This is a genomic window from Edaphobacillus lindanitolerans, assembly GCF_900156305.1.
Lineage (GTDB): Bacteria > Bacillota > Bacilli > Bacillales_A > Planococcaceae > Bhargavaea > Bhargavaea lindanitolerans.
Genome location: NZ_FTPL01000004.1, coordinates 181320 through 206192, shown reverse-complemented (window position 1 = coordinate 206192; position 24873 = coordinate 181320). Strand labels below are relative to the sequence as shown.

Sequence of the window (24873 nt, the reverse complement as noted above, 5' to 3'; positions counted from 1 at the left end):
GTCTCCTCCTATTCGACAATCGGGATTGTGCTGGATCTGCAGTGCGGGTGCATCGGTGGCGCATTGACGCCGGGTTGCATATCCTTCACCTTGAACACCTTGCCATTTAGGCTACGGCAGTAATGCGAAGTTCGGTTATCGATCCACGCCAGGTACTCATATCTTTCGATGCCGCCCTGCTTATAGGACTCTTCCTGTGCGGCGATCTGCACGCGGGCAAACTCTGTCTGTGCGAGGCGCTGGGCCTGGTATGCCGAGACTTTGAACCGGTCTTTAATCACACTTGCCATCTCTCGGGAGGAGCGCCCCTGCACAATACCGGCGCTTATTGTCTGGTTGAGAGTGGACTTGAGCGCTTCATGATTCGCCCAGATCCGGTCCGAGAAGTGGGCCCCGTGGAAAGAGGCATCGGCAATCGTGCGGAACAACTTCTCGTTGGCGTTGAGCGTCTGTCCCAGAATACCGGCCTGCCGTTCAAACTCTCTCCGGGCTTCCTCCATAGATGCCTTGCGTAGCAGCATCTCCTCTTTGCTGGACAGCAGAATGAGCTCCAGCCGGATATGTTCCTGCAGGAGCTCAAGGCGATTCACTTTCATGGTGAGGTTGTACAAGCGCATCTGTCGGTTGGCAATCGGGCTGAGGTCTTTGGTCTGGATATACTTCTTCGCCAGGTCCTCATATTTCTCCATGTCGAGCTTTTGCACGCGCATCCGTGCGTCGGAAAGGCTAATCCCCTCTTTGTCCGAGTACCAGCTGTAGAAAGCGTCAATCAAGGACTGCACTTCGTCGAGCGTTCGCCGGTACTCCTTATCCAGGACGGCAGCCATCTCGGCATCGGACCGATTCAGCCGTTTCATGTTCTCCCGTTCCCGTTTAACCCAATAGCTTTCAGCCATTCGGCTCACCCTCTACTGTCGGATCTTTTGGGGGCTTTCCGCCCTCATTCGGATCAGCAAGGAAGTCATACGGGATCCGCTTTGCCTCTTCCTCTTCTTCGATGCGCTCCTCTTCCTCGGCAGGATCGTCCACGAATGAAAGCAGGCCGAGCATTGTTCGGTTCGACAGCTTGCCGCCGTTCTGCGAGAACATCTCCAGCTCGTCTTTCACGTTCTTAGGCAGATTCGGAGTGAAGACGATGTCCAGGTCTTCCACAATGAACGAACCTTCCTGGGCGGCCCCCAGCACATTGTTGAGCATGCGGTACCGTTCCATGAGGGAGCGCTTGAAGAACCTTTCTTTCGTTACGCGCTTCTGCTCAAGGCCGAACAGCTTATACACCATAGAAACTCCGGAGGAATTACCCGCGAACTTCTCATCGTTCATGTTCGGTGTGTTGGTGAACATGTGAATGTCATTTTGTATTCTGCTCTTGTATGCTTCAACCCCGCCTACATCGTACTTTTTGTAGATGTAATCCGCGTCTGCGTGCCCCTGCCGGCCTTCCGAATCCGTCTCCGTCTGGAGGAGAAGGATGTTGGCATCCTTCATCTTTTTGGCGTCTGGCAGATCCACGTTGCCCACAATCTTGAGCAACGCATCATTGAGATCCGTCATGTAGTTGGCCGTGTCCGCCTGTGCGGCATCGTACAGGTCAATGAGTGGCAGCACCTTTTCGAAGTCTCCCTGGCGGAACCGGTTGTTTTGGTATTCGATGACCGGCACGCCCCGGAAATGGTGAAACTCAGATGCGGTCTCCTTCATATCCCGGGCTTGGAAGCTCTTAGACTCGTATGTGACCTTCTTGGAGTCGGTGTAGACCTCGACCGTATAGGGCACGTTTGCTCTGAACGCTTTTTTGTAATACCGCACACCGGCAATCGGCTTTTGCTCCACCGTGTCATCGTAGATCACGAATGTTTGCAGCGCGTCTAAACGGACAAACCGGTTACGGTCCGACTTGTCACGGAACAAAAGCTCATAGGCCCGTCCGTAAATGGACAAGTCGAGGATCAATTCCGAGTTGTGGGCGTCGGCATCGTTCTGTCGGTTAATGTCCAGTAGCAGATCATTAACCTTCTCATCGTCCGGATAGGTGACGCGGATCGGGATCCCGGTCATGTAGCCCTGGATGAACTGCGAGACATATTCTGCATAGTTGTGCGGCGGTCGGTGATCGGCCAGATGCGATTCGCGACGACGGACGCCCTCGGAAATCCTTGTATTCTCGCCCTCGTAGTAGTCGTCCAGGATGTCCAAGCGCGGCACTTGGTGAATAAGATGGTGCTCCAGCATTTCTGCCAGATCGTCGAGGTTGTTCAGCAGATCCTCGGCACTGGAGTAGGTGTAGTGGATCCTCGCCTCCGAAGAGAACTGCACGCCTGCCCCCTGGCTCCTTGGCCTCGTCAGGCTTTCATCTGCAGCTGTTTCAAAATCGTTCGTATCAACAGACATACTCTGCCCTCCTTACAGGCCGAGCGACTTGAGCGCTCCGACCTTCTCGTCAGTTCCCTTGCGTGTTCCAAGGTGGTAGCGCTCCATGGAGTAGCGCAAGGCGTCAATGATATGGTTGTTTGCGTCTTCCGGCTCGTTCAGCCAGTTGCCTTCCTTGTCCTGCTGGAAGACGTAGGTGTTAAATTCCTCGATCGTATTCACACAGGACGGATGAATGTAAATCTTGAAGCCCTGCAGGAAGCTGATGCCATGCCGTATGCTTCCCGGCTTCTTGACGGCCGAGTGGATCCGCCGGACGCCTTTTGCTCGGAGCTCGGCGATCAATCGCTTGTCCGAGCTGTCTGCAGTAATGGACGCTTTCAGCAGCCCCTTCTCGGCGATCATGTTGTAGATGTCCTGGGTCAGCATCCCGGTCTCATAATGCTCGTCATAGATCCACAACTCTTTGCGCTTGAGATCCACGGCGGTGGATGGCAAAGTCGTCGGGTCATTTGTGAAGCCGAAGTCCATGCCGTGCGTTGTTTCCCCGACGCGCTGGATGACCGCCTGCTTGTCGAAATCGCGCGCCTCGAAGTTGTCGAATACCAAACCCTCCGCAACGCCCCACTCGCCGTCACAGACGATTCTGGCGCGTCTGGGGTTGGTCTTGTATAGATCAAGATAACGCTGGATGTCTACATCGTCCAGCCACTCATTCATGCGGAAGGTGGACGTCATAGCGAACGTGTCGGCCCGGCGCGTCTCCTCATCAAAAAACGCCTTCTTGAGCCAGTGGCGCTCAGACCACGGGTTGAAGGTGATCGTGACCTGTTTAAAAAACTCCGGATCGTCAACAGTTCCCCGGATCGACTCCACAACTGTGGAAAACTTGTCCTCATTCTCGATCTGATACGCTTCTTCAACCCAGAGCCAGCAGAGGATTCCAACATCCACCGTAATGGACGTAATTTTGAGCGGGTCATCCAGTCCGCGGAAAAGGATTTTCTGTCCGGTCGGAATGTACGTGATCTCAGGCAGGCTTTCATTGAATTTAAAAAGGTGCAGCACTCCCAGCTGAGAGGCCGCCCACTTGAGATCCGTATAGGTGGATTGCTTGTTCGTGTTCGAGTAGCGCCGGACGACAAGCAGGTTCGCCCACGGGTATTTCATGATCCGATGAATAAAATTGAGTGCCGTGTTCTTCGACTTCTTGGAACCCCGGCTCCCCTTATTCACGCGATAGAAGTTCCGGCTATTCCAATACCGGTTGTATCCGTTCCCGATCTTTTCGCTGATCCGAATCGGTTGCACCTTAGTCGTCATCGTCAGGCACATCCTCAATGAACTGCGGAAGCACCACTTCTACCTGTTGTTTTTCGGTCCAGAGCATCATCCTCTTTCCAAGAAGCTCGGCCGCTTTTGTGCGCGCCATTGTGTCAGAACGTTTTTCCCTACGCTCCACGGTCGCTCCAAAGTCCCCATCCGGAACAACGAGAAGGGCCTCGTCTGTTATCTTTCCGCGCATGACGGCAGTCAAGTATTGCAGCACTTCATCTTGATCTGCGATCGATTCTTTGCGAAGTTCTTCGAGCCGCTCTTCGATGTAGGTCTTGATATTAGGTTTTTTAAGGTTCTCTGCACCGATCACGGCAGCAGTCTTGCGGCTGTATCCGGCATTCAAAGCCGACTCGGTCGCATTGCCCAGCCGGATATATTCATCGGCAAACCTACGCTGCTTTTCTGTCAGTTTCACTGCACATCACCACCCACTTTCACGCTGCTCGCTTTTTGTGAAATATAAAAAGCGCCCACCAGTTTGGATGAACGCTTGATAACCTTATTGTTGGACTGCAGGATGCTCCCACCAGTCGGAGGCAAAGTCCTGGATGTTGTTCTGATTTGCTCCGTCCAGCTTGGCAACCGTTTCGCCTGTAAAGTCTGATTTGATCACGTACTCATCGGCAGTCTTCCCGTCAGCAGATACAAGCGGATATTTCACGCTTACTCCGATGTTGGAAAAATTCTCGGCCCCCACCTTAGAATCTCGAATCACGTATAAGGCGTCTCGGATAGACAACTTCATGCTTTTAACCGTCAATTTCGGTGTCATGCTTTCTGTGCCCTTTAGTTCGATCTGTCCGAAGTATTCATCTCCGACAAATACGCCATTTAACGAAATGAACTCATCCCCGAGCTTCTTTTTCAGCGCCTTTTCCAGTACCTTCTGGGTGTCCACTTCCTCGGACTCTTCCTTTGGCTCTTCGGCCTTTTCCTTAGCCGGCTCGGCCTTCTCCTCTTTTGGAGCTGCGCTCGTCTCTTTCTTTTCCGGCTCGTCGTTTTTTTTCTCTTCGCTCTCTCCACATGCAGCCAATAGCAGCATGGCGGCAGCCAGGATAGCTATGATTTTTTTCATATTCTTCACCTCCTGGTGCAATTGTAACTATTCCAGGGATGAATTCCAATGCTGATTCGGCATAGAAAAAAGCACCCCGAAGGATGCTTCACTTTAACCAATCACGTATTTCTTTTAATCCCTTGTATAGCTTTTTCCATGACTTGTTCTCTTCCAGGTACTCTTCGCCTCTCTCTGTCACTCTGGCTGTGCCTTCAAAGAGTTGCGGTCTGTCATCTGCATAAAAAATGCCTACGAGGTACCCCTCTCGATCCAAGTGACGAATAGCCTCATCAAAATCATCTTCAGCGACATCAAAATCCTTTTCGGTCAGTGCCGAATTACCCGAATCGACCTCGCGCAGGATCGCATACCTTAACTTCTTCGTGTCCATGCTTTCACCCCCTTTCCGACAATCTTCACCATTGTCAGCAGGGAATCCTTCAACATCCTGTCATTTTTTCAGATTAATATGTTTCGGTGACTGGAGAGGCGCACTCGTCCGTGCATCCCCCCTGATCCCCCCTTCACTAATGGCAAAACCGTATGGCATCGTATGGCACCATCTTTTTAAGCGATGATCTCCTCGACCTTCTTCCGGGCCCGATTTATGTAGCTCTGGACGGTTGCTTTGCTGACTCCGATCGTCTTCGCAATCTTGCCCATGCTCATGCCTTGAGCACTGTGAAGAATGAAGCACTCTCGCTCACGGTGGGACATGGAGACAAACAGATCAGTGAGCAGGATCTTCATTTCCGTGTCCATTTCTAGACGGCGTTCAATGATGTCGATGCCCAGCTCCTCGACAATATCCGGGATAGTCTCCACGCTCTCGAAAAACTGCCTTTGATACTGCCGCTGCTTGTCCATCCCCCGGAAGGTACCGGGTTCCCGGCCAGTCTCCATCCACTCCATTGAATAGGTCATAGAATCGATCATGCTGTTGATGTGTGAGACGTCCTGCTTTTGGTATGGATCATTCTCGTCGTAGCGTTCCTTCATCGCGTGAAGCGCCTTCCGTCCCACTGTGTATTCTGTAATGAGATGATCCGCCCAGTTTTCAATCATCGTAATTGCTCCCCTCTAAGTTGAATACAAAAAAAGAGGACAACAAATGACACAGCGCAATGCTGTAATCAGATGTTGTCCTCTGGTTGGCCAGTGGGACCTTTAGAAATCTATAAAGAATTTTTTCTTAATCTCACGCTTTCTTTTCGCACTATTCTTGTGTATTGAGTACCTTATTGAGAAGTGTGTAGTGATTTTTAATATTTCAATATTATTTTGGTTAAACTCAAAGAACAGCTTCTTTTTCACTAATTCATTAGGAGCAACATTCAAGTATTCAAACTCGTCAAAAGCAGTAAAAATTTTTCCGGTTTTCCTAGTATCTGAATCAGAGAGAGGTATAGAATATATCAACTTTTTCCCATCGTAAAAATCAACCTTAATATCACTGATACTTTTGTATATCTCGGAGCTATTATAAAAATCTACAACCAGCTCAACCTTGGCATGATCAGCTTCCTTTAAACTTTCTACATTTTTGAAAAAGCCATCCTTATCCTCTGTAATATTAACATTGTCAATGTTAATATTACTGGTTAACCCCCCTGCTTTCTTCAGTAAATGTGTTGTTATTAAAGTTAAAACTGAACCCAGCACGGCGCCTATAATCCCTTCAAACGATTTGATTAGGTCAATTATATCAGCGTTCAAAGCTCTCCCCCTTCTTCATTCTAGCTCTCACATTCTCACTCCCCTATATGCGCGCAACATTCTAATTCTTTTGGATCTCGTACTTAAACTTAAACTGCAACAAGGAAAGAACAAATAAAACAGCCCAATGCTGTAATCAAATATTTTCCTCTGATTCTAAATGAATTTGCAAACTTGCTAAACTTGTCATGTCTATTTTTTTTGCGATATCGGAAATATCTCCAACATCAAGTGTTACATGATCACTCTCAATTTGTTCAACAACTATCCGGTATTCTCGTTGATGCTCAAAAACTTTCCTCTTGTAAAACAAAGCCTTTATGGGATCGCTATCAAAATCTTCTACAGTCAATGGATGAGGAGAATCATAATAAGTAACTTTTCCCATCCAACCTCTAACTCCGATGTTGTTTAATTCCCTATTCACTCTACTTTTGAATTCTTCAAAATCCACTATAATTATAGCGGTTCGATTGTCGAAGTCTCTTTTGAAATCATTATATGTTTCATTTCTTAATACCCATTTGTTTTCACTTTCACAGTGTTCAAAGTCATCTTCGGTTAGCATTAAACTACAAAGTATAGGGAATTTTTTGATGTTTTCATATTGCTGAGCAATCCTCATTTTTGTGAAATGGATTTTAATTTTTGTGTCTCCACTAGTTAAATATACTTCATGTTTACCAGGAATAAGATCTTCGACATGTGCGCCCTCATATTTATCTCCTATGCCTTCAACACCAAGCTCTTTTTCCAAATCTATAAAGTATTGATTCGACTTCATGTAAATGTGGCCTTTCATGAAGTCTTCAACAAATTTCTCTTCCATGAATCTAATTAGAATAGTCAAAACTCTTCCCCCTCTTCCCTCCGCATTCGTTTTACCTTCCCCTGATGCGTCACAATCCTATATTCCCCGAACTTCGGTAGCTCTCGGACCTTTGCCTTGCCTTCCGAAATCACCACGACACAGTTCGCTGGTAGGTCCATTATATCAATCTGCAACCTTCCTTGACCATCAAATACTAGATTTCCCATTCTGTTTCCCTCCCGAATGAAAAACGCCGGCCAAACCCCTCCCCAGGTGGTTTAGTCAGCGTCCGGATTGTTTCCGTAACGTCGGTTATTCAGTTAATCAGTCGTTTATCCGAACTTTGGACTAACGTCCGTGCTTCTCCAAGAATCTTTCCGTGTCCTTAATCCTTGTCATTAAAACACTGTTTGCTCGCCAATCTTCGTGAGAGTCTTTTTTAATTCTGTAAAGAATCTCTAATTCATTTTCGGCACTGTCAAGTTGTCCGTCCAAATAGCCTTTTTCGTACTGTCTCACTTTTATTACCGCCCTTTCACCCTTCTTCTGCCCTATCTATCACATGCGTCAATCGCTGATTAAGTCCTCTCCGTAAAACTGACTTCACACCGCGTCGGCTTGCCGTTTTCCCAAGTGACGACTTGCTTCCCGAATCCGGTCGCCGGAGGGGTAACTTTCTTCGCCTTGCCGTCCTTGACGATGTACACGCCGTCCGGCTTCTCGTCTGCTTCCTTCATGCTGTTTCCTCCCCCCTCACAAGTGTTTGAGGTAATGCAAAGGGTAGCCTTTCTCACTTTTGACTTGCTCACATTCGGTCAGGAACGTTTCATATGGGATGCTCTTCCGTCCGTCCCCCTTGTAGCCCGTCCACGCCTCTAAGAGCAACGGGAAGGGCAGAATGTATTGCTCGTCCAACTTGTCGAATCGGACGACCAGGAAGGCGTGTGCGCCCTTCTGGTGCCATGATTCCAGTATGTTGTACTGATGGTCTGCTATATTGTCCAAGGGGAACCGTGTCCGTTCATTCGTCTGCTTGGCATCGAAGATGATCGGCCGGCCGTCGAAGATACCGAAGTAGTCGACCAGCTCCCCGCGCTGGGTATATCCGGTGATCCGGCCGCGGTCATTGCTTGTGATCTTGACCGGCGTCGGGATCTTTCGGATGTCGGCAATCCCGTTCGCCCGGTACTGCCGGTGGGTCATATCCAGCAGCCGTTCCAGATGTGCTCCTCGGTTGCGATGAGTTTGGCTCTTGAGTTGCCTCATCGTCCCACCGCCTTTTCCGCAAACTCCGCGTATTCTTCGATCGTGATCTGCCGTTTTAGAAACTCAGCTTCCGCCTCGTCATGCTTTTTCCTGCAAGTCGGGCCGTAGCCCACCTCCACGCTGTGCGCCAGCTTGAGTGGCCGGCCGCAACGTTTGCAGTTCGCTCCCTCCATTACAGGCTCCCTCCCGTTCGATTACAGGCGTTTCGCCGCCTTTGCTGATTCGTGTTCATGTTCATCCACAGAGACCGACAGACAAGCCCCTGCGCGTTCCTGTGCTATGAATCTGTTCATAGCAGCCCGTCCTCCCGCATGATTGCCCGCTCATCGTAATATCTGGTGGCGACTGATGAGCTCGGATGATCACCGAACAGGTTCCGCACCTCGGACAGGCTTTTCTTTTCCTGGATTGCTTGCCTCATGGTTCCTAGTTCTTCGGCTGTCCACGGGATTTGTTGTTTGGGCGGGATGGTCGTAGCTTCTTCTGGATCCCAGCCATTCTTCAATCGCTTTCGCAGGGTTCGTCTTGCAATACCATTTCGTTTTGCCTCGGCAGCCATTTCGTCAGTGACCAACGGGTGACACGCCTTCTCCTGTTGGTCCTTCGGTTGCTCCTGAACCATTTCCATTCGCTCGGCATACCACTTCAGGCGAGCTTCTTTCTCACGCTCTCTCCGGTGCCGCAGTTCCCTTCGCTCCCATGGGGTCATGGTCTCAAGCTGTCTCAGCTTTCGTTCCGCAGACATTCCGTCACGAACGCGCCCTTGTTGCACGCTGGATCGCCCCCTCATGCCGCAAGACCGCCCGGTAATCCCTCGGGCCCCTCGACCGATCAACCACAAACGCGAAGCTGTAGCCGGAATGGCCGAACGTGCTGATGATGCGTTTGCTCTCCTCGATCTCCTCGATCGGCTTGCTCATAACGCCGGTGTTGTCGATGCCTGTGTAGTGCATATCTGTCCCTCCTGGTAGGTTGATTGATTAGTAGAGTCGGTGAAAAAATAAAGGCTTAGGCCGCAATGTCCATCCGGTACAGGAAGTCCAGCACGCCTTGCTGGTCCGTCCCGAGGATCTGTTGCAGGTGCTCCAGGTGTTTCAGCATCATGCGGTACTGCTGCTCGTCCTGGTAGCCCGAGGCTTTCCATGCGTTCCCAGCGACGGTGAAAGCGTCTGCGTGGTATTTCGGGGTGTTCGTAATCTTTTCGGCGTGTTTCTCAATTTGGTTCATCGTTTAAGCCTCCAGTCTTGTCCTTTGGTTTCGAGAAGATAGTCTCCGCATTGTCCGATCAGCCGGCTGGCTGCCGCGTACCCAATCCGGTCCGCCAGCGTTCCCCGGTCCTCGTTCGAGGAGAAGACAATCGGCTTCTTGCGCTTGTAACGTTCGTTGATGACGTTGTAATACAGGTCCTCTTTGGATTCGGAGGGCTTTGCTTTGCCGATGTCATCCCACATGAGTACGTCGGCCTCCATGACGCCCCGCATGAGCTCGTGAAATGTTTCGCCGTTGTCGCTCATCCGCTTGGCCGCCATCGTCTCGTCCATGAAGCTGACATCCGAGATCACCAGGACATTGAAGCCGGCCTTGATCAGTTTTTTGCACAAGCCAATCTGCAAGTGCGTCTTGCCGATGCCGAAGCTGTTGTGCTCCTGCTTGGCGGCCGTGCGGCTTTCATCGGGCATCCGGCGGATCCGCTGCTCCCCGAAGTCTGCAACTAATCCGAAGTTCTGCATGCCGTGTTTGTGCAGAGCGTCCCGATGCGCAGGGAACCGGTCAAGGTAACCGGTGGTCATGCGGTGCATGTCCTTCTGCATGTCCGTGTCGTGCTGAAAGTTTTCAATGGTCGCATAGGTGAATTCATCCGGGATCATGGCGTTCTTGAATCGGCGCTTCCAGACTTTGCGATCTTTGCATTCACACGGCCGGCCCATGGAGTAGCCGTCTTCGTCGATATACAGGATCATTTCAGTGTCTTTGCATTGCGGGCACTCATACTCCGCCCCATGCTTGCTTGGCTCGTTCTGCTGCAGCGAGCTCATCTTCATAGCTCGTTCTTGCAGGCCGGCCATGATGTCGCTGATGTTCTGCATCTGATATCACCCTTTCTTGCAGGTAGGATTCGAAGTTATTGCTGAACAATGTCTTGGGGCGTAGGAAATTTTCCATCTTCGAATTCCCCAGCCATTGAGCTGATTTGATATCTATAACCTTCTTGAAGTCTTCAAGTCGGAATCCATCGTTCCATCGAGCTTTAATCAAGCGTTGGGTCTCTTTGGATGTTGATTTAAATTCACGGCCAGTCTTCTCGTTGAAGTAGGCAACGATGTCCCGGTACGGGACACTATCTTTTATCTCTTCCTCTTTATCTATATCTAGTTCTAGTTCTTCTTCTATGTGGGTTACAGCACCGTTACCGTGTAACGTTACATTCCGTTTCTGTTCTTCCAACCGTTTTTTCTCTCGGTGACGGGCCACTCGTTCGCGAGTTTGCTCCCTCACTTTCTCCAATCCTTGAAGGCTCTGATGCTTACCCCAATTCGTTATAGAAATGAATTGTTCGTCATCACATTCAATCATTCCGAAGTCACTGAATACCTTGAGCGCCAAGCGAACTGTGCTCAACGGTCGGTTGAAGATAGTTGCTAGCATCTCATCTGTGTATGGAATGTTTTCAGATAAATAAATGTAGCCATTGGCATTGGTCTTTCCAGCTTGCGACAGGAGCTTGACCCAGATGATGAGGATGGTATCAGCGTCGGGCATTTGCTCGATTAGTCGTATCTTTTCGTCCTCAAACATCTGCGTACTCAGCTTGATCCACTTCACATCACTCATCTATCTCGCTCTCCTTTTGGTACTTTTTAAGAATTGAGGGGCCGTAGCCCCCTTACACCAGTTTTCCTAACGTTTCAGCAGTTGCTTGTTTCTTTTGCTTGTCCACCTCAACCGGCACCGGCTCTTTCTCTGGCTCCTCCCCTCCTTGAGGCATGTCCAGGACCTCATAGTCAGGGGCTTCCAGGAACACATCGTCATTAGGCGTGACGTCCTTGATACTCCGTCCCGTCCCTTCGTCATACTCGACCTGTTCCTGAACCTCGATGGAAATCGGCAGGTACTTCCACATGTGCCGGACGACCGTCTTCTTGGCCATTTCTTCGTAGTCGGTGGACCATGGCGAGAATTTGGAGCCTGCAGCCTTCGAGCGGCCCTTGCGCTGTTCAATGTCTGCCCGGCTCATGAACTCCATCTGATATCCGCCATCTTTGAATTTGGCGACTGCGTAGGCACCGATGAATTTCCCTTTATTGACGTCCATCGTCGGCCGGTGCACGAGCTTTGGATCAAGCCCCAGTTCATATTCGAACTCGTCGTTTTCGTAGACCGCATGAGCGTAAATGGATTCGATGTGGCCGGACCGGCGGGCCAGGTCGATCATGCCTTTATAGCCGATGATGAACTGAACTTCGGTGATTCCTTTGTTGTTATTTTTAAACGGAAGAAGGTAGCAGTGGCCGAGAAGACCGGGCTCGAGTCCGAGCTGTGCGGCCTGCATGACTGCCCCGAGCAGGCTTGCCGGATCCGCTTGCCGCAGTTGCGGGGTAGTGCGGATAGTGGTCAGCGCGATCCGGGTGAGTCGGTCGATGTTCATGTGCTTTGGTAATGCCTCCGCCATCGCCGGGGCCATCTGCTTTAAGTAGTCCTCGATTGTCTTCGGCTGGCGGGGTGCCGGTTGCTGATTCTGTTGAGCCTGCTTCTTGATTTCGTTTACGGTAGCCATTAGTTAGCCTCCTCGATTTGTTTGATCCGCAGAACGCGGGTCTTCGACTGCTTGGTGAACTTCTCGGCGATGTCCGGCATTTCTTCGCGCAGACGCTTGCTATCGATGGTGTTCCGGACCTGTGCCCGGTATGTGACTTCAAACCTCGGAGACACGCCGTGAGGGCTGTTCGCGAGGGTCATCTTGAGTTTGTTTTCGTACTGCTTCTTGAGTGTGTCCAGTTCCTTGATTTCGCCCTTCACTGATTCGAGCGCCTCCAGCAGCTCTTCGTCCGACTTGGTGAGCATGGCAGTCTCCCCGTCGTCCTCCGGATAGAGCTTGGCGAGCAGTTCTCCGGCCGCAGGGCTTCCGTCAATCTCAGGCGGTACCCCGGCGAGGACGTGTTCCTCCCAGAAGTGCTTCTCCCGGTCGATGATGATGTCAATCAGTTCGTCGTCCCGGTCGATTTCCTTCCACACAAAACGGTTACCGCCGATCAGGACCGCAAAGTATGCCTTCTCGTAACCGGTCACTGCCAGGTAGTGCTGGACCTGACAGATGTACGATGCCGGGATGTCCTCCCCCTCCCACTGCTCTGCATTCCAGGCGCTCGTTGTCTTGCATTCCAAAATCGCCCGCTCACCGACGACAACCCGGTCGATGTTTGCCCGCATGAAGTCGTGCTCGGGATGGATCAGCATCCGGTTGTTCCGGCGGACTTTCTTACCGGTCCGTTTAGCGAACTCCTGGGCGACCATATCCTCCAACTGGTTGCCCCAGTAAATGAACTCGTTATCGACTTCCTCGGTGTACTCACCGGTCTTCTCCAGATATAGCTGAAACGGTGACTTCCATTTGTTCAGTCCAAGGATGACCCCGGCATCCGATCCTCCAAGTCCCTTGCGACGCTCCTGCAGCCATTCAGAACGATCTATGTGCAACACGTTTTTTAGTGATTCAGCTTGCATGTTTGTCCCTCCCTTGAATAATCGCGGGCCCTCCGGTTATAATTGAGTTAGGAATTATAGGAAGTGCCCGCAAGTCCGCTGTTACCGCAGCGGGCTTTTTACTTTGCCTTGTAAAACACTGCGCCGGCTAACTCGGTCAGGTAGTCCCTGATGTTGTCCTGCAAGACGATCCGGCCGGCCTCGTCCGTGAAGTACTTGTCCCCTGTCTGGATCTCGTCACCGAAGTAGTCCTCGACCGGATGATCAGCGATGACACTGTGGTCAACTGCACTCCACTGCCGGTCCTCGTAAGTGAGGTGCGACCGGTCCGGATAACCGGTGAGCATTGTGTGCTCGACGTCTGGATGGTTCATGCTTACTCCTCCTTTCCGATGGTTGAATCCCATCAAGAAACGCCGGGGCTGGATTGGGGGAAGGGGAACCCCGACGCTTCTTGATGGGAGCCAGGCTCCCGTGTTATACTTGGTTCAACGGTTTATTGTCTGTTCGGCTCCGGCTTTGTCGGGGCCGTCTTTTTTATGTCTTGATCCAGAAGTCTTTTCATAAGATCACCGTCAGCAAGATCGATCCGATCATTGTTGCTCCGACCAGTGCCATCCAAAACCAGTCCTCAAGAGGAATTGTTTCGTCCTCGTCGCAGAGAAAATATATTTTGAGTGCCGTGAGTATCTTCAAATCATCCATCCTCCAATGAAGCCGATAACCACCGACATTATGTTTTGCAAGATTGTCAGGCCGTCCATCCCGCAGATGAATGCGACCATGACGTCCTGGGCCTGAGTCAATACTGTCCAGTCCCGAAATAAGCTCATGGATGGTTCTCTCCGGTTGTTCTCAATTCGGCTGACGTCGGCCTGCTGGATATGAAGGTGATGTGCCAGCTCTTCCTGCGATAGCCCATGCCGTTCACGGGCGGCTTTTAGTACCGCACCATATTTCATTTTCAGCACCCCCTTCCCTTATGTCGGATTGACATAGTGTTGGGGTGCCATACGGTTTATGATGGAGATACAAGGAGCTCAACTCCCCTTCTCCTTGAGCCACATGAGCAAAAACTCCTCTGTCTCCCTCGCTGGCATCAGCCACTTCCGGCCCACCCGGTATTTCGGGAACCTCGGGTCATAGAAAAAGTTTTCCTTGATGAATGTGATGCTCATGCAGGTTTGCTCAGACAGCTCGGCCATGTCCCAAAACGTGTGCCGGTGTGTCAGTTCCCGCAGCTTCCGCTCAACCTCCTCGCGGATCAAGCGGTCAACCTCCCTCTCGTCAATCTCGATGGCGATCATCGAAACCCCTCCCCATTCGGCCGGGTGCGTGCCCGGCTGTTTTATCCGATCTGCTTAGATTTAAGAAATTTGTTTATGAAATATAGCTGTCCTCTGCCTGTCACCTTTGGTGTGTACTTCAGGTAGGTGCTGCCGTCTGATGAGGTGTGAAGGCGTGTTGAGACTTCGAACAGTTTCATTTCCATTGCCCGCTGAGATGGCTTGTTCCAGTAAGCTTTACTGCTGAGCAAGTAGCCTTTCTCGCGCAGGATTTTGAATAGCCTGTTCTGACCGATCGGCACCCCATTCTGAGTGAGCACTGTTGCCAAGTCTTTAATCAGCACAGCGTTCTCGCTGACTTGGATTGCCTCTGCAAGAAAGACTTTCTTTTCATCGGCTTTCACTTTCTCCTCCAGCTCGATCCTCTTCTTCATTTCCGCTTCTTTCTGCGCTCGCTCATTTTTCAAGTCGGTCGCCAGACGGATGATCGTATCCGGATTAAGTAGAACCTCTTCGACTTTCTCCGGCGTCAGATAGCCCCCGTGTTTCCGAACGGCGGGAAGAACCTCACTCGTCACCCACCTCCGAAACTGTTTAGCTTTCTGGCGGATCAGATCGTTGTTGCCCTGCCTGGATGCACCGAAAATTAGATTGTAGAGACCTGATTCGTTGACGAACTTTTTTCGTTGTCTTCTGCCAAGACGATCGGTGACCTCATGGACCGTTAGGTCATCATCATCCACATGGGTCCGGATGGCGGCATGTGGATTTGAAAAGCTAAGAGCTTTAGCAGCTTCAACAGCACCGAACCACTCAGTGTTGTCTGTGATAAAAAGCGGCAGGTCACCGAAAACATTGTGTTGGAAGTTTTGGAGTTGACTCATTCTGTTGCCTCCTTTGGAAGGTTTCTTCTTCTCCCTGTCGAAATGTGACGGAGGAGGAGGTGGAGTTAATGGCTTATAAAAATGCGATTGCTACTGAAGTTCGTCAGTTAATCAAGGACGCGCCGGACGGTTACTCTGAATACGTTTTAGAACACTTCGTTCAGCAAGATGTTGCCGATACGGTGAATGCAATTCGTTCTGAATATCCTGGCGATACATTACAAGAGACTGATGTATATATGACCGGTACCGCCCCTGTCTGCATTAACAAGTAACCCCCTGCTTCCTTCTGAACCTCCATTCAGAAGGAAGTTAACTTCTAAGATTCCATCTACTTCGGAATAAAGTATTTGCTTACTTTACTCACCTCCTCATAAGCAATCAAAAATTAGCTGACACCCTTCCTTTTACGCGCTTCGTGTACTTCTTTTTCAAAAAAAAGAATCCACTTGAACTTAAGAAGATCACCAATTTTAACAGCCACACCCACATCAGGAGTACGCCGTCCCTGTTCATACATTGCATAGGTAGTACGGGCAATCCCGACTTTCAATGCTACTTGCTCTTGAGTAAGATTTTTCTTTTCTCGCTTCTCTTTAAGCCATAGACGCATTCTTTCACCTCCATTTACGCAATTCGTGTAGCTGTTAAAAGAATCATAATACACATTTAGTGTACTGTCAACCTTTAGTTACGCTATTCGTGTAAATGTATTTAATACACGTAGCGTGTAGGTATAATGAAGGCACAGGAGGCTACAAACGTGCTGATAAAACGATTGAGAAGTCTACGAATGAAGGAGAAATTAACCCAAGCCCAAATGGCTGAGAAGATAGGTGTTGCTAGAACCACCTATGCAATGTATGAACAAGGGAAACGTGAACCAGATAATGAGACCTTGGCAAAAATAGCAGATTACTTTGGCGTGACAACGGACTACCTGCTCGGGAGAACTGATGAACCTGTACAACCAAAACATGTCCAAGTGGGTGTATCGAATGAAGACTATCATTCCCTCTCCCCTTATCAAAAAGAAGTCCTGGATTTCATGCTTGCCAGCGAGACACTCGCGTTTCATGATCAGCCGGAAGACCTGTTGGAAGCACTGGAAGATTTCGAAGTATATTATGAGGTGTGGAAAAAGAGGCGTAACAAAGATAAGTAACGGCCTGATGAAAAACATGGAGATCTTGGTGGTGATGGGATGGAGGACAAAAAGCCGGGAGAAGAGCTTACATACGGGGTATCTCCAGTCAGAATATTAAACAACACTCTTGCTTTCATCGTGGTTGTCTTTGGCCTTATCGGAGCTGCCCTGCTTTTCGAAGGCCCCTACTTGATAATGTTTTGGATGAGCATTGCGATAGTTTGCTTGGCTGCATTAGTTGTCAGCCTTCATCTGCGGCTCAAAGAAGTGGTGAGTATCGGCAATGAAAATCTATCTAAGATGAGTAAAATGGAAGACAACCGTAATACGTTGAAAGCCATTGTTAAAGAGAGAAACAGAGAAATCGACCAACTTAAAAGAGATGTCATTACGACCGATGCTGAAAAGGCAATACTGCTTCATCTATACATGGAGAATAATCATAAACCCGAAAAGAAAGTCATTGAGCAAGCCCTAAGCATTCCGAATAGCGAGGTGGAGTCAATTGACAGAGAAGACGACGTTTAAGGTAGCTAAGATTTTGGATGAATATACATTAATCATTAATGGAGGATCTGCTGATAACGTCCATGTGGATGATACATTCAACATCCTCGACAAAGACGGCAGCCCAGTAAAAGATCCCGATACGGATGAAATAATCGGCCATTTAGATCTGATTAAGGGGACGGTAGTGGTAACACTTGTACAGGAAAGGATGAGTGTTTGCACATCACCCGAAAGAGTTAATTACAAATTTATGGCCAACCTAAATATACTCAAAGGTAATTTTACCTACAGCGAAAAAGAAAGGCTCAACGTAGACTTAGATCAGCTAACGGGTGAGCTTGGTAAATCCGAAGAGCCTATTCGAGTGGGGGATCCGGCAAAGTTGATTAAAACTTCCCGAAGAGAATCTTCCGGAGAGTAAGATGTTCGGCCTCACGCTGCATGAACTCCACCCCAAGCCCATACTGCCGGGCTTTTCTTTTCAACCAAAAACCGAACACACGTTCCAGAAGGAGTGCTTCTAATGAAATACACCTACACAACCATCGAGGAGTATGTCAACGTCATGTACGAGTCAATCGAAATCTATCATCCGCGCCTGTTGGACCCGTCGGAGATTGCAGCACGCCTCCGTTTAAGCACTGAGTTTGTCCCTGCCCCATCTATCTACCGCGATGGCGTGATCTATATAGATGAGCGACAGTCTGAGGAACGACAGTGGCAGGAGTACTGCCATGAGCTCTGTCACGCCATGTGGCATGTGGGGAATCAAGTCTGCCTCCCACCCCCGTTTAAAGAGTACCAGGAGGAGAAGGCACAGATTTTCGCCCGCCACGCTTGCATCCCCAGCGCCATGCTCATGCAGTTGGACATTCCTGATCACGAAGATGCAGCTGTGGATATGCTGTGCACTACGTTTTGCGTCGAGCCTGAGTTCGCCCGCGAACGTCTGCAACAATACATACGCAATCACCTGCAAAGGGGGTGGTGCTCATCAAGCTAAATGACTAATAACGGAGGGAGGAATTATGATGGCATCACTCAGAAAGACATCAGCCGGCCGGTGGAATGCCCGCGTTTGGAACGGTAACCGGTATGTGAATGTGGGGACGTACAGCACTAAGAAGGAAGCGCAAATCGAAGCTGCAAAGATCGAGGAGAGATTAGTGCACGGCCAAACCTTGAGCGATAAGAAGATACTCTTTGAAACCGTAGGCGATGAATGGTTGGAACTTGGAAAGAAACCAAACGTGAAGCCGCAGACGTATGAGCAAATTGAAACTGCCTATCGCTTGCACATCAAGCCTTACTTTGAAGGACGAAAGATCATTCGAATTAAACGTGCTGAGATCAAGAAGTGGATCGGCAACTTCGAGGGCTATTCCTATGGATCACGTATCAAGTATCTCTCCTATCTCAAAAGCATCTTCCATTATGCTTTACATGAGATGGAGGTAATCGAGAAAGATCCATCGGACAGGCTAAAAGTGCCGGAGCAGGATAAGGTGGAAGCTGAAATGGACAGCGAGGTAAAGTACTACAGTTTGGAGGAATACAATCAACTGCTCGATTATCTGCGGACCTATAGGCACGCCAGGTTCCCGGAATACCGGCTCTACTATGAATTGTGCTTATTCCTTGGCCAAACCGGACTGCGCATCAGTGAGGCATTAGCAGTACGATGGACGGATATCACAGATGATGAACTAAAGGTTGAGCGACAGGTCAAACGGAACAACAATAATAACCGGATGATCACAAGCCTGAAGAACACCGCGTCGTATCGAACCATCTCTCTACCCCCGGATCTTCTTGCAGAGTTAAAAGAATTCAAACGCGTTCAGAATAAGCTGCTGCTCTCAGGGAAATTCGAACGCAATTCCGACGGGATCATCTTTCAGAACTTCTACGGGCACTATTTAACCCCCTCCACGATTAGGGAGACTCTAGAGCCGATCTGCAAAAAGGCCGGAGTGACCTACAAGGGAACTCACGTCTTTCGGCACACCCATGCGGTCCTGCTAATTGAAGCTGGCGCCAGCATCAAATATGTCAGCCGGCGACTCGGCCACAAAACGATCAAGACGACCGCTGATGTGTACCTGGATATCACGCAGAAAATCGAAAAGGACGAACTCGAAAAGTTCGCCCTTTACACCGGAAAAAATGCAGATTCAATTTAAAACAGACATTTTGTTTACACAAGAAGGGATTCGAGGTAACTGCAGCGCCCCGAATCCCTTGATATGAATGGCTTTACGCCGTATTATCCGATCGACCCTTCCATCTCGAACTTGATGAGACGGTTCATTTCGACGGCGTATTCCATCGGCAGTTCTTTCGTGAACGGCTCGATGAAGCCCATGACGATCATTTCGGTTGCTTCCTGTTCGGAGATTCCGCGGCTCATCAGGTAGAAGAGCTGCTCCTCGGAAACCTTGGATACTTTCGCTTCGTGCTCAAGCGAAATGTTGTCGTTCAGGATTTCGTTGTACGGAATCGTGTCGGACGTGGACTGGTTGTCCATGATGAGCGTGTCGCACTCGATGTTGGAGCGTGCGCCGGATGCTTTGCGGCCGAAGTGGACGATCCCGCGATAGGAGACCTTTCCGCCATGCTTCGAGATCGACTTGGAGACGATCGAAGAAGAGGTGTTCGGTGCAAGGTGCATCATCTTCGCACCGGCATCCTGGTGCTGGCCCTTGCCGGCAAGCGCGATCGACAGCGTCATGCCACGTGCGCCTTCCCCTTTGAGGAGGACGGCCGGGTATTTCATCGTCAGTTTGGAGCCGATGTTGCCGTCGACCCATTCCATCGTGGCGTTCTCTTCTGCAACCGCACGTTTCGTGACGAGGTTGTAGACGTTGTTCGCCCAGTTCTGGATGGTCGTATAGCGGCAGTAGGCGTCTTTCTTGATGATGATTTCAACTACCGCGGAGTGGAGCGAGTTCGTCGTATAAACCGGCGCCGTGCATCCTTCGACATAGTGGACGCTTGCGCCCTCGTCGACGATGATGAGCGTCCGCTCGAACTGGCCCATGTTCTCGGAGTTGATCCGGAAATACGCCTGGAGCGGTGTATCGACCTTCACGCCCGGCGGCACATAGATGAATGAACCGCCCGACCAGACAGCGGAGTTCAGGGCTGCGAACTTGTTGTCCGCCGCCGGGATGACCGATGCCCAGTATTGCTTGAACAGTTCTTCATTTTCCCGGAGGGCGGAATCGGTGTCTTTGAACACGATGCCCATGTTCTCCAGGTCTTCCTTCATGTTGTGGTAGACGACTTCGGACTCGTATTGTGCCGAAACGCCGGCCAGGTATTTCTGTTCGGCTTCGGGGATGCCGAGCTTGTCGAACGTGCGCTTGATCTCTTCAGGCACTTCGTCCCACGAACGTTCCGTCGCCTCGGACGGCTTCACGTAATACGTGATTTCGTCGAAGTTGAGTTCGCTCAGGTCTCCTCCCCAAAGCGGCATCGGTTTTTTGTAGAAGATCTCGAGTGCCTTGAGTCGGAAGTCGAGCATCCATTGCGGCTCTTCCTTCATGCGGGAGATCTCTTCGACGATTTCGCGGGTCAGGCCGCGCTTCGAACGGAACACCGAGACATCTTTGTCGTGGAAGCCGTATTTATAATCGCCGATTTCCGGCATTTTCTTTGCCATGCTTCTTCCTCCGTTCTTAGTTTGGATTGGAGTCGCTTGCGACCCCTTTCTCCATCGCCTTCCAGGCGAGTGTGGCACATTTGATGCGGGCCGGGAACTGGGAGACGCCGGACAGTGCCTCGATGTCGCCCATGTCGATGCTGTCGTCATGCTCTTTGCCGAGCATCATGTTCGAGAAGGTTTCGGAGAGCTTGAGCGCGTCCTCCACCTTTTTGCCCTTGATCGCCTGTGTCATCATCGAAGCGGAAGCCATCGAGATCGAGCAGCCTTCGCCGTCGAACTTCGCGTCGGTGACCGTGCCGTCTTCGACATTCAGCGTGAGATGGATGCGGTCGCCGCAAGTCGGATTGTTCATGTCGATCGTCAGGCTTCCGTCTTCGATTTCCCCTTTGTTGCGGGGGTTTTTATAATGATCCATGATGACCCGCCGGTAAAGCTGGTCCAGGTTGTTAAATGACATCGCTGAAATACTCCTTTGCAGTGCGGAGTCCGTCCACGAGCCGGTCAATATCTTCCTCCGTATTATACAGATAGAAGCTTGCCCGTGCCGTGGCTGTTGCGCCGAGCCACTTCATGAGCGGCTGTGCGCAGTGGTGGCCCGCCCGGACGGCGATCCCGTTCATGTCGAGAACGGTTGCCACGTCGTGCGGGTGGACCTCATCCAGATTGAACGTCACAAGCCCTGCCCGTCTTGCCGGATCGGCCGGCCCGTAGATCGTCAGTCCTTCGATCTCCTTCATCCGGTCCATCGCATACGCTGCGAGGCGGTGCTCATGGCGCTCGATCTCATCTAGGCCGATCTCCTGCAGGAAGTCGATGGCAGCCCCGAGTCCGATGGCGCCGGCGATGATCGGCGTGCCGCCTTCGAACTTCCACGGGAGTTCCTTCCAGGTCGAATCGTACAGGTTGACGAAGTCGATCATCTCGCCGCCGAACTCGACCGGTTCCATCCCTTCAAGCAATTCCTTTTTGCCGTACAGGACACCGATGCCGGTCGGGCCGCACATCTTGTGGCCCGAGAATGCGAGGAAGTCGCAGTCGAGATCTTGGACATCCACTTTTACATGCGGTGCTGCCTGTGCGGCATCGACGACCATGACGGCGCCGTGCTCATGGGCGATCGCACCGATTTCCTTCACGGGGTTCATCGTGCCGAGCACGTTCGATACATACATGACCGACACGATCTTCGTCTTGTCCGTCACGGTTTCCCGGACCTTGTCGAGTGAAAGGGTCCCGTCTTCCTCAAGGTCGATGTACTTGAGGACCGCGCCGGTTGCGTTGGCGAGCTGCTGCCACGGGATGATGTTCGAATGGTGTTCCATATAGGTGATGACGATTTCGTCGCCCTCGGAAACGTTCGCACGGCCGTAGCTCTGGGCGACCATGTTGATCGACGTCGTCGTCCCCCGGGAGAAGACCACTTCCTGGACGGAAGCGGCATGGATGAAGTCCGCAACTTTCTGGCGCGCGCCTTCATACTCGTCGGTTGCCCGGTTGCCGAGCGTATGCACGCCCCGGTGGACGTTCGAATTGTCATGTTCATAGTAGCGGCTGATCGTCTCGATGACCGTGTCCGGTTTCTGGGAAGTGGCGGCGCTGTCGAGGTAGACAAGCGGATGGCCGTTCACTTCCTGGTTCAGGATCGGAAAGCGGGATTTGATATCAGATGTGAGCATATTAGCGCACTTTCCTTTCAATGACCTCCGTCAGCTGCTTCTTGACGCCTTCGATCGGAAGCTGGGTCACGACCGGTGCCAAGAATCCGCGGACGATGAGGCGTTCTGCTTCCGCCTTTGCAATGCCGCGGCTCATGAGGTAGTAAAGCTGCAGTTCGTCGACCCGGCCGACGGAAGCCGCATGGCCCGCCGTCACGTCGTCCTCATCGATCAGGAGGATCGGGTTGGCGTCGCCGCGTGCCTTTTCACTCAGCATGAGAACACGGGACTCCTGCTCTGCGTTCGAACGGGTCGCGCCATGCTCGATCTTCCCGATGCCGTTGAAGATGGTGGATGCTTCGTCTTTCATCACGCCGTGCTGCAGGATATGCCCTTCGGAATCCATGCCCCAGTGGATGATCTTCGTTGTGATGTTCTGTTTTTGCCGGCCGCGTCCGACGAGGACCGACTTCGCTTCGGAACGGGAGCCGTTGCCGACCAGATGCGTCACGTTTTCGTAGATGGAATCGCAGTCGTTCATCATGCCGAGCGACCATTCAATGACCGTGTCCCGTCCGGCAATGCCCCGGCGGTTGATGTAGGACGTGAATCCTTCGGAAAGCACGTCGACTGCACCGTAGTCCACGCGGGCGCCGTCCTTGGCGATCACTTCGGAGATGATGTTCGCAAGTCCTTTGGAGCCCGGTACAAGCGAGAGGTAGTTCTCGACATACGTGAGGGAGCTATTGTCCTCGGCCACGACGAGCACGTGGTTGAACAGGGAAGCTTCCTCGGAGTCATGGAGGAAGAGGACCTGGACCGGCTCCTTCACTTCCACGCCTTTTGGAACATAGACGAAAACGCCTCCGTTCATGAGTGCCGCGTGAAGGGCGGTGAGTTTGTGCTCATCCACCTTGACCGCTTCCGTCATGAAGTGCTTTTCAACGAGTTCGGGATACTCCCGGGCAGCGGTGAAGATGTCGGTGATGATGACCCCCTGCTCCTTGAGCTCTTCCGAGATTTTTGTGTACGCCGGCGTGTTGTTGCGCTGGACGTAGATATTCTGCTGGTTCTCGATGTCCACGAGTGCGCGTGCTTCCTGCGGAAGTTCGGCGAGGCCGGTGAGCGGCTCGTCTTTCACGGTGTGGACAGGGAACTCAGTGAAGTTCCAGTTTTGGATCTTTGTCTTGTCCGGCTTCGGAAGTGCGAGTGTTTCGGCCAGTGCATGGGCTTTTTGCCGTTTGTCCGAAAGCCATGCCGGTTCCATGTTCGCTTCCGAATAGGAACGCACGTCCTCGCCGGTCAATGCCAATTTCGTTTCAACCGTCATTTCGTTCGTCCCCTTCCGTTATGCTTCTTGTCCGACAGTTTCGTCTTCGATGCCGAGCTCTTCCTTGACCCAGTCGTAGCCTTCCGCTTCGAGTTTCTGGGCGAGCTCAGGGCCTCCGGATTTCACGACGCGGCCCTGCATCATGACGTGGACTTTGTCCGGCGTGATGTAGTTGAGGAGACGCTGGTAGTGAGTGATGATCAGGCAGCCGAATCCTTCCCCGCGCATTTCATTGACGCCTTTTGAAACGACTTTCAGTGCATCGATGTCAAGACCGGAGTCGATCTCATCAAGGATGGCGAACTTCGGCTTCAGCATCATGAGCTGAAGGATTTCATTGCGCTTTTTCTCCCCGCCGGAGAAGCCTTCGTTCAGGTAGCGCTGGGCCATGTCCGGATCCATCTCGAGCACTTCCATCTTGCTGTCAAGTTCCCGGATGAACTTCATGAGGGAGATTTCTTCGCCTTCTTCGCGCTTGGCGTTGATCGCGGAACGGAGGAAATCGGCGTTCGTGACACCCGAGATTTCGCTCGGATACTGCATGGCGAGGAAAAGACCGGCTTGCGCACGCTCGTCCACTTCCATTTCAAGGACGTCTTCTCCGTCCAGAGTGACGGTACCGGCTGTCACTTCATATTTTGGATGCCCCATGATTGCCGAAGCGAGAGTGGATTTACCCGTCCCGTTCGGTCCCATGACCGCATGGATTTCATTTGTATTGAGCGTCAGGTCGACACCCTTCAGAATTTCCTTGCCTTCGATTTCGACGTGCAGGCCTTTGATTTCTAGAGTAGACATCCGAATACCTCCAGTATTGGTGTGATGAACGGAAATACCGTCCTTATTTATCATCATTCTAATTTTAACTGAAACGAGGGGGGCTTGCAAATCATTTAGACAAAGTGACCAGAAGCAATCAACAAACTTGAAAAGCGGCCAACCAGGCGATGTTCCGGCAGTGCCCCGCCCAGTTGATAGTCATTTTCAATTATGCCCCATTTATTGAGAATGAAATCCCAAGCCTCCTCCAAACTTTTCCTGTGTCCATCAAAGAAAACCGGCCGGAATGCCTTACTGGCAACTCCGGCCGGCTCTCTGTCCGTGACCGATTCATCTGTCCCTCTGTCTATGCTCA

General features: G+C 51.1%; 37 protein-coding genes. 6 read left to right on the top strand and 31 right to left on the bottom strand.

Translation table 11 applies throughout. The annotated features are described in order from the left end of the window. Positions 1 to 8: 8 nt before the first annotated feature. The 25 genes from B0B07_RS13310 to B0B07_RS13200 form a co-directional block, all read right to left on the bottom strand. Positions 9 to 896 carry a minor capsid protein gene (locus B0B07_RS13310; protein ID WP_076759637.1) on the bottom strand — a complete coding sequence of 296 codons (888 nt, stop codon included), beginning with the start codon at positions 894 to 896 and terminating at the stop codon, positions 9 to 11. After that, positions 889 to 2391: a phage portal protein gene (locus B0B07_RS13305; protein ID WP_076759636.1), complete on the bottom strand. Its 1503-nt coding sequence runs from the start codon at positions 2389 to 2391 to the stop codon at positions 889 to 891. The genes B0B07_RS13310 and B0B07_RS13305 overlap by 8 nt, the downstream gene beginning before the upstream one ends. A 12-nt stretch (positions 2392 to 2403) precedes the next feature. Then, positions 2404 to 3693, bottom strand: coding sequence for a PBSX family phage terminase large subunit (locus B0B07_RS13300; RefSeq protein WP_144264364.1), 1290 nt, complete (start codon positions 3691 to 3693; stop codon positions 2404 to 2406). Continuing rightward, the gene (locus tag B0B07_RS13295) at positions 3683 to 4123 is read right to left on the bottom strand and encodes a terminase small subunit (RefSeq protein ID WP_076759633.1); all 441 of its coding nucleotides are present in this window, start codon (positions 4121 to 4123) and stop codon (positions 3683 to 3685) included. The genes B0B07_RS13300 and B0B07_RS13295 overlap by 11 nt, the downstream gene beginning before the upstream one ends. Before the next feature lie 84 nt (positions 4124 to 4207). Next, on the bottom strand, positions 4208 to 4783 hold the full coding sequence (locus tag B0B07_RS13290; protein WP_076759630.1) for a hypothetical protein: 576 nt from the start codon (positions 4781 to 4783) through the stop codon (positions 4208 to 4210). Between the two features lie 88 nt (positions 4784 to 4871). Beyond that, positions 4872 to 5156 (bottom strand): YjcQ family protein, encoded by a 285-nt coding sequence (locus B0B07_RS13285; RefSeq protein ID WP_076759629.1) that lies wholly within the window; start codon positions 5154 to 5156, stop codon positions 4872 to 4874. A gap of 176 nt (positions 5157 to 5332) precedes the next feature. Continuing rightward, on the bottom strand, positions 5333 to 5830 hold the full coding sequence (locus B0B07_RS13280) for a sigma-70 family RNA polymerase sigma factor (RefSeq protein ID WP_076759627.1): 498 nt from the start codon (positions 5828 to 5830) through the stop codon (positions 5333 to 5335). 102 nt (positions 5831 to 5932) lie between these two features. Next, complete coding sequence (locus B0B07_RS13275) at positions 5933 to 6481, bottom strand: hypothetical protein (protein ID WP_076759625.1); 549 nt, start codon at positions 6479 to 6481, stop codon at positions 5933 to 5935. 136 nt (positions 6482 to 6617) lie between these two features. Further along, on the bottom strand, positions 6618 to 7331 hold the full coding sequence (locus B0B07_RS13270; protein ID WP_076759623.1) for a hypothetical protein: 714 nt from the start codon (positions 7329 to 7331) through the stop codon (positions 6618 to 6620). Next, positions 7328 to 7519, bottom strand: a complete 192-nt coding sequence (locus B0B07_RS13265; protein WP_076759621.1) for an XtrA/YqaO family protein — start codon at positions 7517 to 7519, stop codon at positions 7328 to 7330. Before B0B07_RS13265 ends, B0B07_RS13270 begins: the two co-directional genes overlap by 4 nt. A 351-nt stretch (positions 7520 to 7870) precedes the next feature. Beyond that, positions 7871 to 8029 (bottom strand): DUF3954 domain-containing protein, encoded by a 159-nt coding sequence (locus B0B07_RS13260; protein ID WP_076759620.1) that lies wholly within the window; start codon positions 8027 to 8029, stop codon positions 7871 to 7873. Between the two features lie 16 nt (positions 8030 to 8045). Next, positions 8046 to 8558 carry a Holliday junction resolvase RecU gene (locus tag B0B07_RS13255; protein WP_076759618.1) on the bottom strand — a complete coding sequence of 171 codons (513 nt, stop codon included), beginning with the start codon at positions 8556 to 8558 and terminating at the stop codon, positions 8046 to 8048. After that, positions 8555 to 8731 carry a DUF6011 domain-containing protein gene (locus tag B0B07_RS15350; protein ID WP_200805821.1) on the bottom strand — a complete coding sequence of 59 codons (177 nt, stop codon included), beginning with the start codon at positions 8729 to 8731 and terminating at the stop codon, positions 8555 to 8557. The genes B0B07_RS13255 and B0B07_RS15350 overlap by 4 nt, the downstream gene beginning before the upstream one ends. A 116-nt stretch (positions 8732 to 8847) precedes the next feature. Beyond that, positions 8848 to 9330: a hypothetical protein gene (locus B0B07_RS13250; RefSeq protein WP_076759616.1), complete on the bottom strand. Its 483-nt coding sequence runs from the start codon at positions 9328 to 9330 to the stop codon at positions 8848 to 8850. Beyond that, positions 9308 to 9511 (bottom strand): hypothetical protein, encoded by a 204-nt coding sequence (locus B0B07_RS13245; protein WP_076759615.1) that lies wholly within the window; start codon positions 9509 to 9511, stop codon positions 9308 to 9310. The genes B0B07_RS13250 and B0B07_RS13245 overlap by 23 nt, the downstream gene beginning before the upstream one ends. Before the next feature lie 55 nt (positions 9512 to 9566). Beyond that, on the bottom strand, positions 9567 to 9785 hold the full coding sequence (locus B0B07_RS13240; protein ID WP_076759613.1) for a hypothetical protein: 219 nt from the start codon (positions 9783 to 9785) through the stop codon (positions 9567 to 9569). Beyond that, complete coding sequence (locus B0B07_RS13235; protein ID WP_234982411.1) at positions 9782 to 10645, bottom strand: ATP-binding protein; 864 nt, start codon at positions 10643 to 10645, stop codon at positions 9782 to 9784. The genes B0B07_RS13240 and B0B07_RS13235 overlap by 4 nt, the downstream gene beginning before the upstream one ends. Next, the gene (locus B0B07_RS13230; RefSeq protein ID WP_076759609.1) at positions 10545 to 11390 is read right to left on the bottom strand and encodes a phage replisome organizer N-terminal domain-containing protein; all 846 of its coding nucleotides are present in this window, start codon (positions 11388 to 11390) and stop codon (positions 10545 to 10547) included. The genes B0B07_RS13235 and B0B07_RS13230 overlap by 101 nt, the downstream gene beginning before the upstream one ends. Before the next feature lie 52 nt (positions 11391 to 11442). After that, positions 11443 to 12333, bottom strand: a complete 891-nt coding sequence (recT, locus tag B0B07_RS13225; RefSeq protein ID WP_076759608.1) for a recombination protein RecT — start codon at positions 12331 to 12333, stop codon at positions 11443 to 11445. Then, on the bottom strand, positions 12333 to 13280 hold the full coding sequence (locus tag B0B07_RS13220; RefSeq protein WP_076759606.1) for a YqaJ viral recombinase family nuclease: 948 nt from the start codon (positions 13278 to 13280) through the stop codon (positions 12333 to 12335). Before B0B07_RS13220 ends, recT begins: the two co-directional genes overlap by 1 nt. A 98-nt stretch (positions 13281 to 13378) precedes the next feature. Further along, positions 13379 to 13633 (bottom strand): YqaI family protein, encoded by a 255-nt coding sequence (locus tag B0B07_RS13215; protein WP_076759604.1) that lies wholly within the window; start codon positions 13631 to 13633, stop codon positions 13379 to 13381. 187 nt (positions 13634 to 13820) lie between these two features. Further along, positions 13821 to 13955, bottom strand: a complete 135-nt coding sequence (locus B0B07_RS15510; protein ID WP_268753129.1) for a hypothetical protein — start codon at positions 13953 to 13955, stop codon at positions 13821 to 13823. After that, complete coding sequence (locus B0B07_RS13210) at positions 13952 to 14221, bottom strand: helix-turn-helix domain-containing protein (protein WP_076759603.1); 270 nt, start codon at positions 14219 to 14221, stop codon at positions 13952 to 13954. The genes B0B07_RS15510 and B0B07_RS13210 overlap by 4 nt, the downstream gene beginning before the upstream one ends. Before the next feature lie 78 nt (positions 14222 to 14299). Further along, entirely contained in the window at positions 14300 to 14566 is a 267-nt protein-coding gene (locus B0B07_RS13205; RefSeq protein WP_076759601.1) for a group-specific protein, read from the bottom strand. Between the two features lie 41 nt (positions 14567 to 14607). Further along, complete coding sequence (locus B0B07_RS13200; RefSeq protein WP_076759600.1) at positions 14608 to 15429, bottom strand: phage antirepressor KilAC domain-containing protein; 822 nt, start codon at positions 15427 to 15429, stop codon at positions 14608 to 14610. A 68-nt stretch (positions 15430 to 15497) separates the two neighbouring features. On the opposite strand from B0B07_RS13200, the gene B0B07_RS13195 reads away from it, so the two are divergent. Beyond that, entirely contained in the window at positions 15498 to 15704 is a 207-nt protein-coding gene (locus B0B07_RS13195) for a hypothetical protein (protein WP_076759597.1), read from the top strand. A 113-nt stretch (positions 15705 to 15817) separates the two neighbouring features. On the opposite strand, the gene B0B07_RS13190 is transcribed toward B0B07_RS13195, so the two are convergent. Next, positions 15818 to 16042 carry a helix-turn-helix transcriptional regulator gene (locus B0B07_RS13190; protein WP_076759595.1) on the bottom strand — a complete coding sequence of 75 codons (225 nt, stop codon included), beginning with the start codon at positions 16040 to 16042 and terminating at the stop codon, positions 15818 to 15820. Positions 16043 to 16192: 150 nt separating this feature from the next. Here B0B07_RS13190 and B0B07_RS13185 point away from each other — a divergent pair, with 150 nt between their 5' ends. The 5 genes from B0B07_RS13185 to B0B07_RS13165 all read left to right on the top strand — a co-directional run bounded on the left by B0B07_RS13185 (position 16193) and on the right by B0B07_RS13165 (position 19269). Beyond that, a complete protein-coding gene (locus B0B07_RS13185; protein WP_076759593.1) occupies positions 16193 to 16594 on the top strand; it encodes a helix-turn-helix domain-containing protein in 402 nt (133 codons plus the stop codon). A 39-nt stretch (positions 16595 to 16633) separates the two neighbouring features. Further along, the gene (locus B0B07_RS13180) at positions 16634 to 17104 is read left to right on the top strand and encodes a hypothetical protein (RefSeq protein ID WP_076759591.1); all 471 of its coding nucleotides are present in this window, start codon (positions 16634 to 16636) and stop codon (positions 17102 to 17104) included. Further along, complete coding sequence (locus B0B07_RS13175) at positions 17082 to 17507, top strand: hypothetical protein (RefSeq protein ID WP_076759589.1); 426 nt, start codon at positions 17082 to 17084, stop codon at positions 17505 to 17507. The genes B0B07_RS13180 and B0B07_RS13175 overlap by 23 nt, the downstream gene beginning before the upstream one ends. Positions 17508 to 17609: 102 nt before the next feature. Further along, the gene (locus tag B0B07_RS13170) at positions 17610 to 18089 is read left to right on the top strand and encodes an ImmA/IrrE family metallo-endopeptidase (RefSeq protein ID WP_076759587.1); all 480 of its coding nucleotides are present in this window, start codon (positions 17610 to 17612) and stop codon (positions 18087 to 18089) included. Between the two features lie 28 nt (positions 18090 to 18117). Continuing rightward, entirely contained in the window at positions 18118 to 19269 is a 1152-nt protein-coding gene (locus tag B0B07_RS13165) for a tyrosine-type recombinase/integrase (protein ID WP_076759585.1), read from the top strand. 83 nt (positions 19270 to 19352) lie between these two features. Here B0B07_RS13165 and sufB read toward each other — a convergent pair whose 3' ends face one another. Genes sufB through sufC form a run of 5 tightly spaced genes read right to left on the bottom strand, consistent with a single transcriptional unit; the run spans position 19353 to position 24542 of the window. Beyond that, entirely contained in the window at positions 19353 to 20750 is a 1398-nt protein-coding gene (gene sufB / locus B0B07_RS13160; protein WP_076759584.1) for a Fe-S cluster assembly protein SufB, read from the bottom strand. Positions 20751 to 20766: 16 nt separating this feature from the next. After that, entirely contained in the window at positions 20767 to 21210 is a 444-nt protein-coding gene (gene sufU, locus B0B07_RS13155; protein WP_076759582.1) for a Fe-S cluster assembly sulfur transfer protein SufU, read from the bottom strand. Continuing rightward, positions 21200 to 22429, bottom strand: coding sequence for a cysteine desulfurase (locus B0B07_RS13150; protein WP_076759580.1), 1230 nt, complete (start codon positions 22427 to 22429; stop codon positions 21200 to 21202). The genes sufU and B0B07_RS13150 overlap by 11 nt, the downstream gene beginning before the upstream one ends. A 1-nt stretch (position 22430) precedes the next feature. Then, the gene (gene sufD / locus B0B07_RS13145) at positions 22431 to 23738 is read right to left on the bottom strand and encodes a Fe-S cluster assembly protein SufD (protein ID WP_076759578.1); all 1308 of its coding nucleotides are present in this window, start codon (positions 23736 to 23738) and stop codon (positions 22431 to 22433) included. A gap of 18 nt (positions 23739 to 23756) precedes the next feature. Then, a complete protein-coding gene (gene sufC / locus B0B07_RS13140; RefSeq protein WP_144264366.1) occupies positions 23757 to 24542 on the bottom strand; it encodes a Fe-S cluster assembly ATPase SufC in 786 nt (261 codons plus the stop codon). Between the last annotated feature and the right edge of the window lie 331 nt (positions 24543 to 24873).

What these genes read in the sequence shown, in the direction of transcription:
- B0B07_RS13255 (WP_076759618.1), bottom strand. Translation starts at nt 8,558, where the DNA reads ATGAGGCAACTCAAGAGCCAAACTCATCGCAACCGAGGAGCACATCTG.
- B0B07_RS13310 (WP_076759637.1), bottom strand. Translation starts at nt 896, where the DNA reads ATGGCTGAAAGCTATTGGGTTAAACGGGAACGGGAGAACATGAAACGG.
- B0B07_RS13195 (WP_076759597.1), top strand. Translation starts at nt 15,498, where the DNA reads ATGGCTTATAAAAATGCGATTGCTACTGAAGTTCGTCAGTTAATCAAG.
- B0B07_RS13200 (WP_076759600.1), bottom strand. Translation starts at nt 15,429, where the DNA reads ATGAGTCAACTCCAAAACTTCCAACACAATGTTTTCGGTGACCTGCCG.
- B0B07_RS15350 (WP_200805821.1), bottom strand. Translation starts at nt 8,731, where the DNA reads ATGGAGGGAGCGAACTGCAAACGTTGCGGCCGGCCACTCAAGCTGGCG.
- B0B07_RS13150 (WP_076759580.1), bottom strand. Translation starts at nt 22,429, where the DNA reads ATGCTCACATCTGATATCAAATCCCGCTTTCCGATCCTGAACCAGGAA.
- B0B07_RS13215 (WP_076759604.1), bottom strand. Translation starts at nt 13,633, where the DNA reads ATGAACCATCCAGACGTCGAGCACACAATGCTCACCGGTTATCCGGAC.
- B0B07_RS13290 (WP_076759630.1), bottom strand. Translation starts at nt 4,783, where the DNA reads ATGAAAAAAATCATAGCTATCCTGGCTGCCGCCATGCTGCTATTGGCT.
- B0B07_RS13245 (WP_076759615.1), bottom strand. Translation starts at nt 9,511, where the DNA reads ATGCACTACACAGGCATCGACAACACCGGCGTTATGAGCAAGCCGATC.
- B0B07_RS13170 (WP_076759587.1), top strand. Translation starts at nt 17,610, where the DNA reads ATGAAATACACCTACACAACCATCGAGGAGTATGTCAACGTCATGTAC.
- B0B07_RS13165 (WP_076759585.1), top strand. Translation starts at nt 18,118, where the DNA reads ATGGCATCACTCAGAAAGACATCAGCCGGCCGGTGGAATGCCCGCGTT.
- B0B07_RS13305 (WP_076759636.1), bottom strand. Translation starts at nt 2,391, where the DNA reads ATGTCTGTTGATACGAACGATTTTGAAACAGCTGCAGATGAAAGCCTG.
- B0B07_RS13260 (WP_076759620.1), bottom strand. Translation starts at nt 8,029, where the DNA reads ATGAAGGAAGCAGACGAGAAGCCGGACGGCGTGTACATCGTCAAGGAC.
- B0B07_RS13280 (WP_076759627.1), bottom strand. Translation starts at nt 5,830, where the DNA reads ATGATTGAAAACTGGGCGGATCATCTCATTACAGAATACACAGTGGGA.
- B0B07_RS13235 (WP_234982411.1), bottom strand. Translation starts at nt 10,645, where the DNA reads ATGCAGAACATCAGCGACATCATGGCCGGCCTGCAAGAACGAGCTATG.
- B0B07_RS13180 (WP_076759591.1), top strand. Translation starts at nt 16,634, where the DNA reads ATGGAGGACAAAAAGCCGGGAGAAGAGCTTACATACGGGGTATCTCCA.
- B0B07_RS13205 (WP_076759601.1), bottom strand. Translation starts at nt 14,566, where the DNA reads ATGATCGCCATCGAGATTGACGAGAGGGAGGTTGACCGCTTGATCCGC.
- sufU (WP_076759582.1), bottom strand. Translation starts at nt 21,210, where the DNA reads ATGTCATTTAACAACCTGGACCAGCTTTACCGGCGGGTCATCATGGAT.
- B0B07_RS13220 (WP_076759606.1), bottom strand. Translation starts at nt 13,280, where the DNA reads ATGCAAGCTGAATCACTAAAAAACGTGTTGCACATAGATCGTTCTGAA.
- B0B07_RS13210 (WP_076759603.1), bottom strand. Translation starts at nt 14,221, where the DNA reads ATGAAATATGGTGCGGTACTAAAAGCCGCCCGTGAACGGCATGGGCTA.
- B0B07_RS13190 (WP_076759595.1), bottom strand. Translation starts at nt 16,042, where the DNA reads ATGCGTCTATGGCTTAAAGAGAAGCGAGAAAAGAAAAATCTTACTCAA.
- B0B07_RS13285 (WP_076759629.1), bottom strand. Translation starts at nt 5,156, where the DNA reads ATGGACACGAAGAAGTTAAGGTATGCGATCCTGCGCGAGGTCGATTCG.
- B0B07_RS13300 (WP_144264364.1), bottom strand. Translation starts at nt 3,693, where the DNA reads ATGACGACTAAGGTGCAACCGATTCGGATCAGCGAAAAGATCGGGAAC.
- B0B07_RS13240 (WP_076759613.1), bottom strand. Translation starts at nt 9,785, where the DNA reads ATGAACCAAATTGAGAAACACGCCGAAAAGATTACGAACACCCCGAAA.
- B0B07_RS13230 (WP_076759609.1), bottom strand. Translation starts at nt 11,390, where the DNA reads ATGAGTGATGTGAAGTGGATCAAGCTGAGTACGCAGATGTTTGAGGAC.
- sufB (WP_076759584.1), bottom strand. Translation starts at nt 20,750, where the DNA reads ATGGCAAAGAAAATGCCGGAAATCGGCGATTATAAATACGGCTTCCAC.
- B0B07_RS13265 (WP_076759621.1), bottom strand. Translation starts at nt 7,519, where the DNA reads ATGGGAAATCTAGTATTTGATGGTCAAGGAAGGTTGCAGATTGATATA.
- recT (WP_076759608.1), bottom strand. Translation starts at nt 12,333, where the DNA reads ATGGCTACCGTAAACGAAATCAAGAAGCAGGCTCAACAGAATCAGCAA.
- sufD (WP_076759578.1), bottom strand. Translation starts at nt 23,738, where the DNA reads ATGACGGTTGAAACGAAATTGGCATTGACCGGCGAGGACGTGCGTTCC.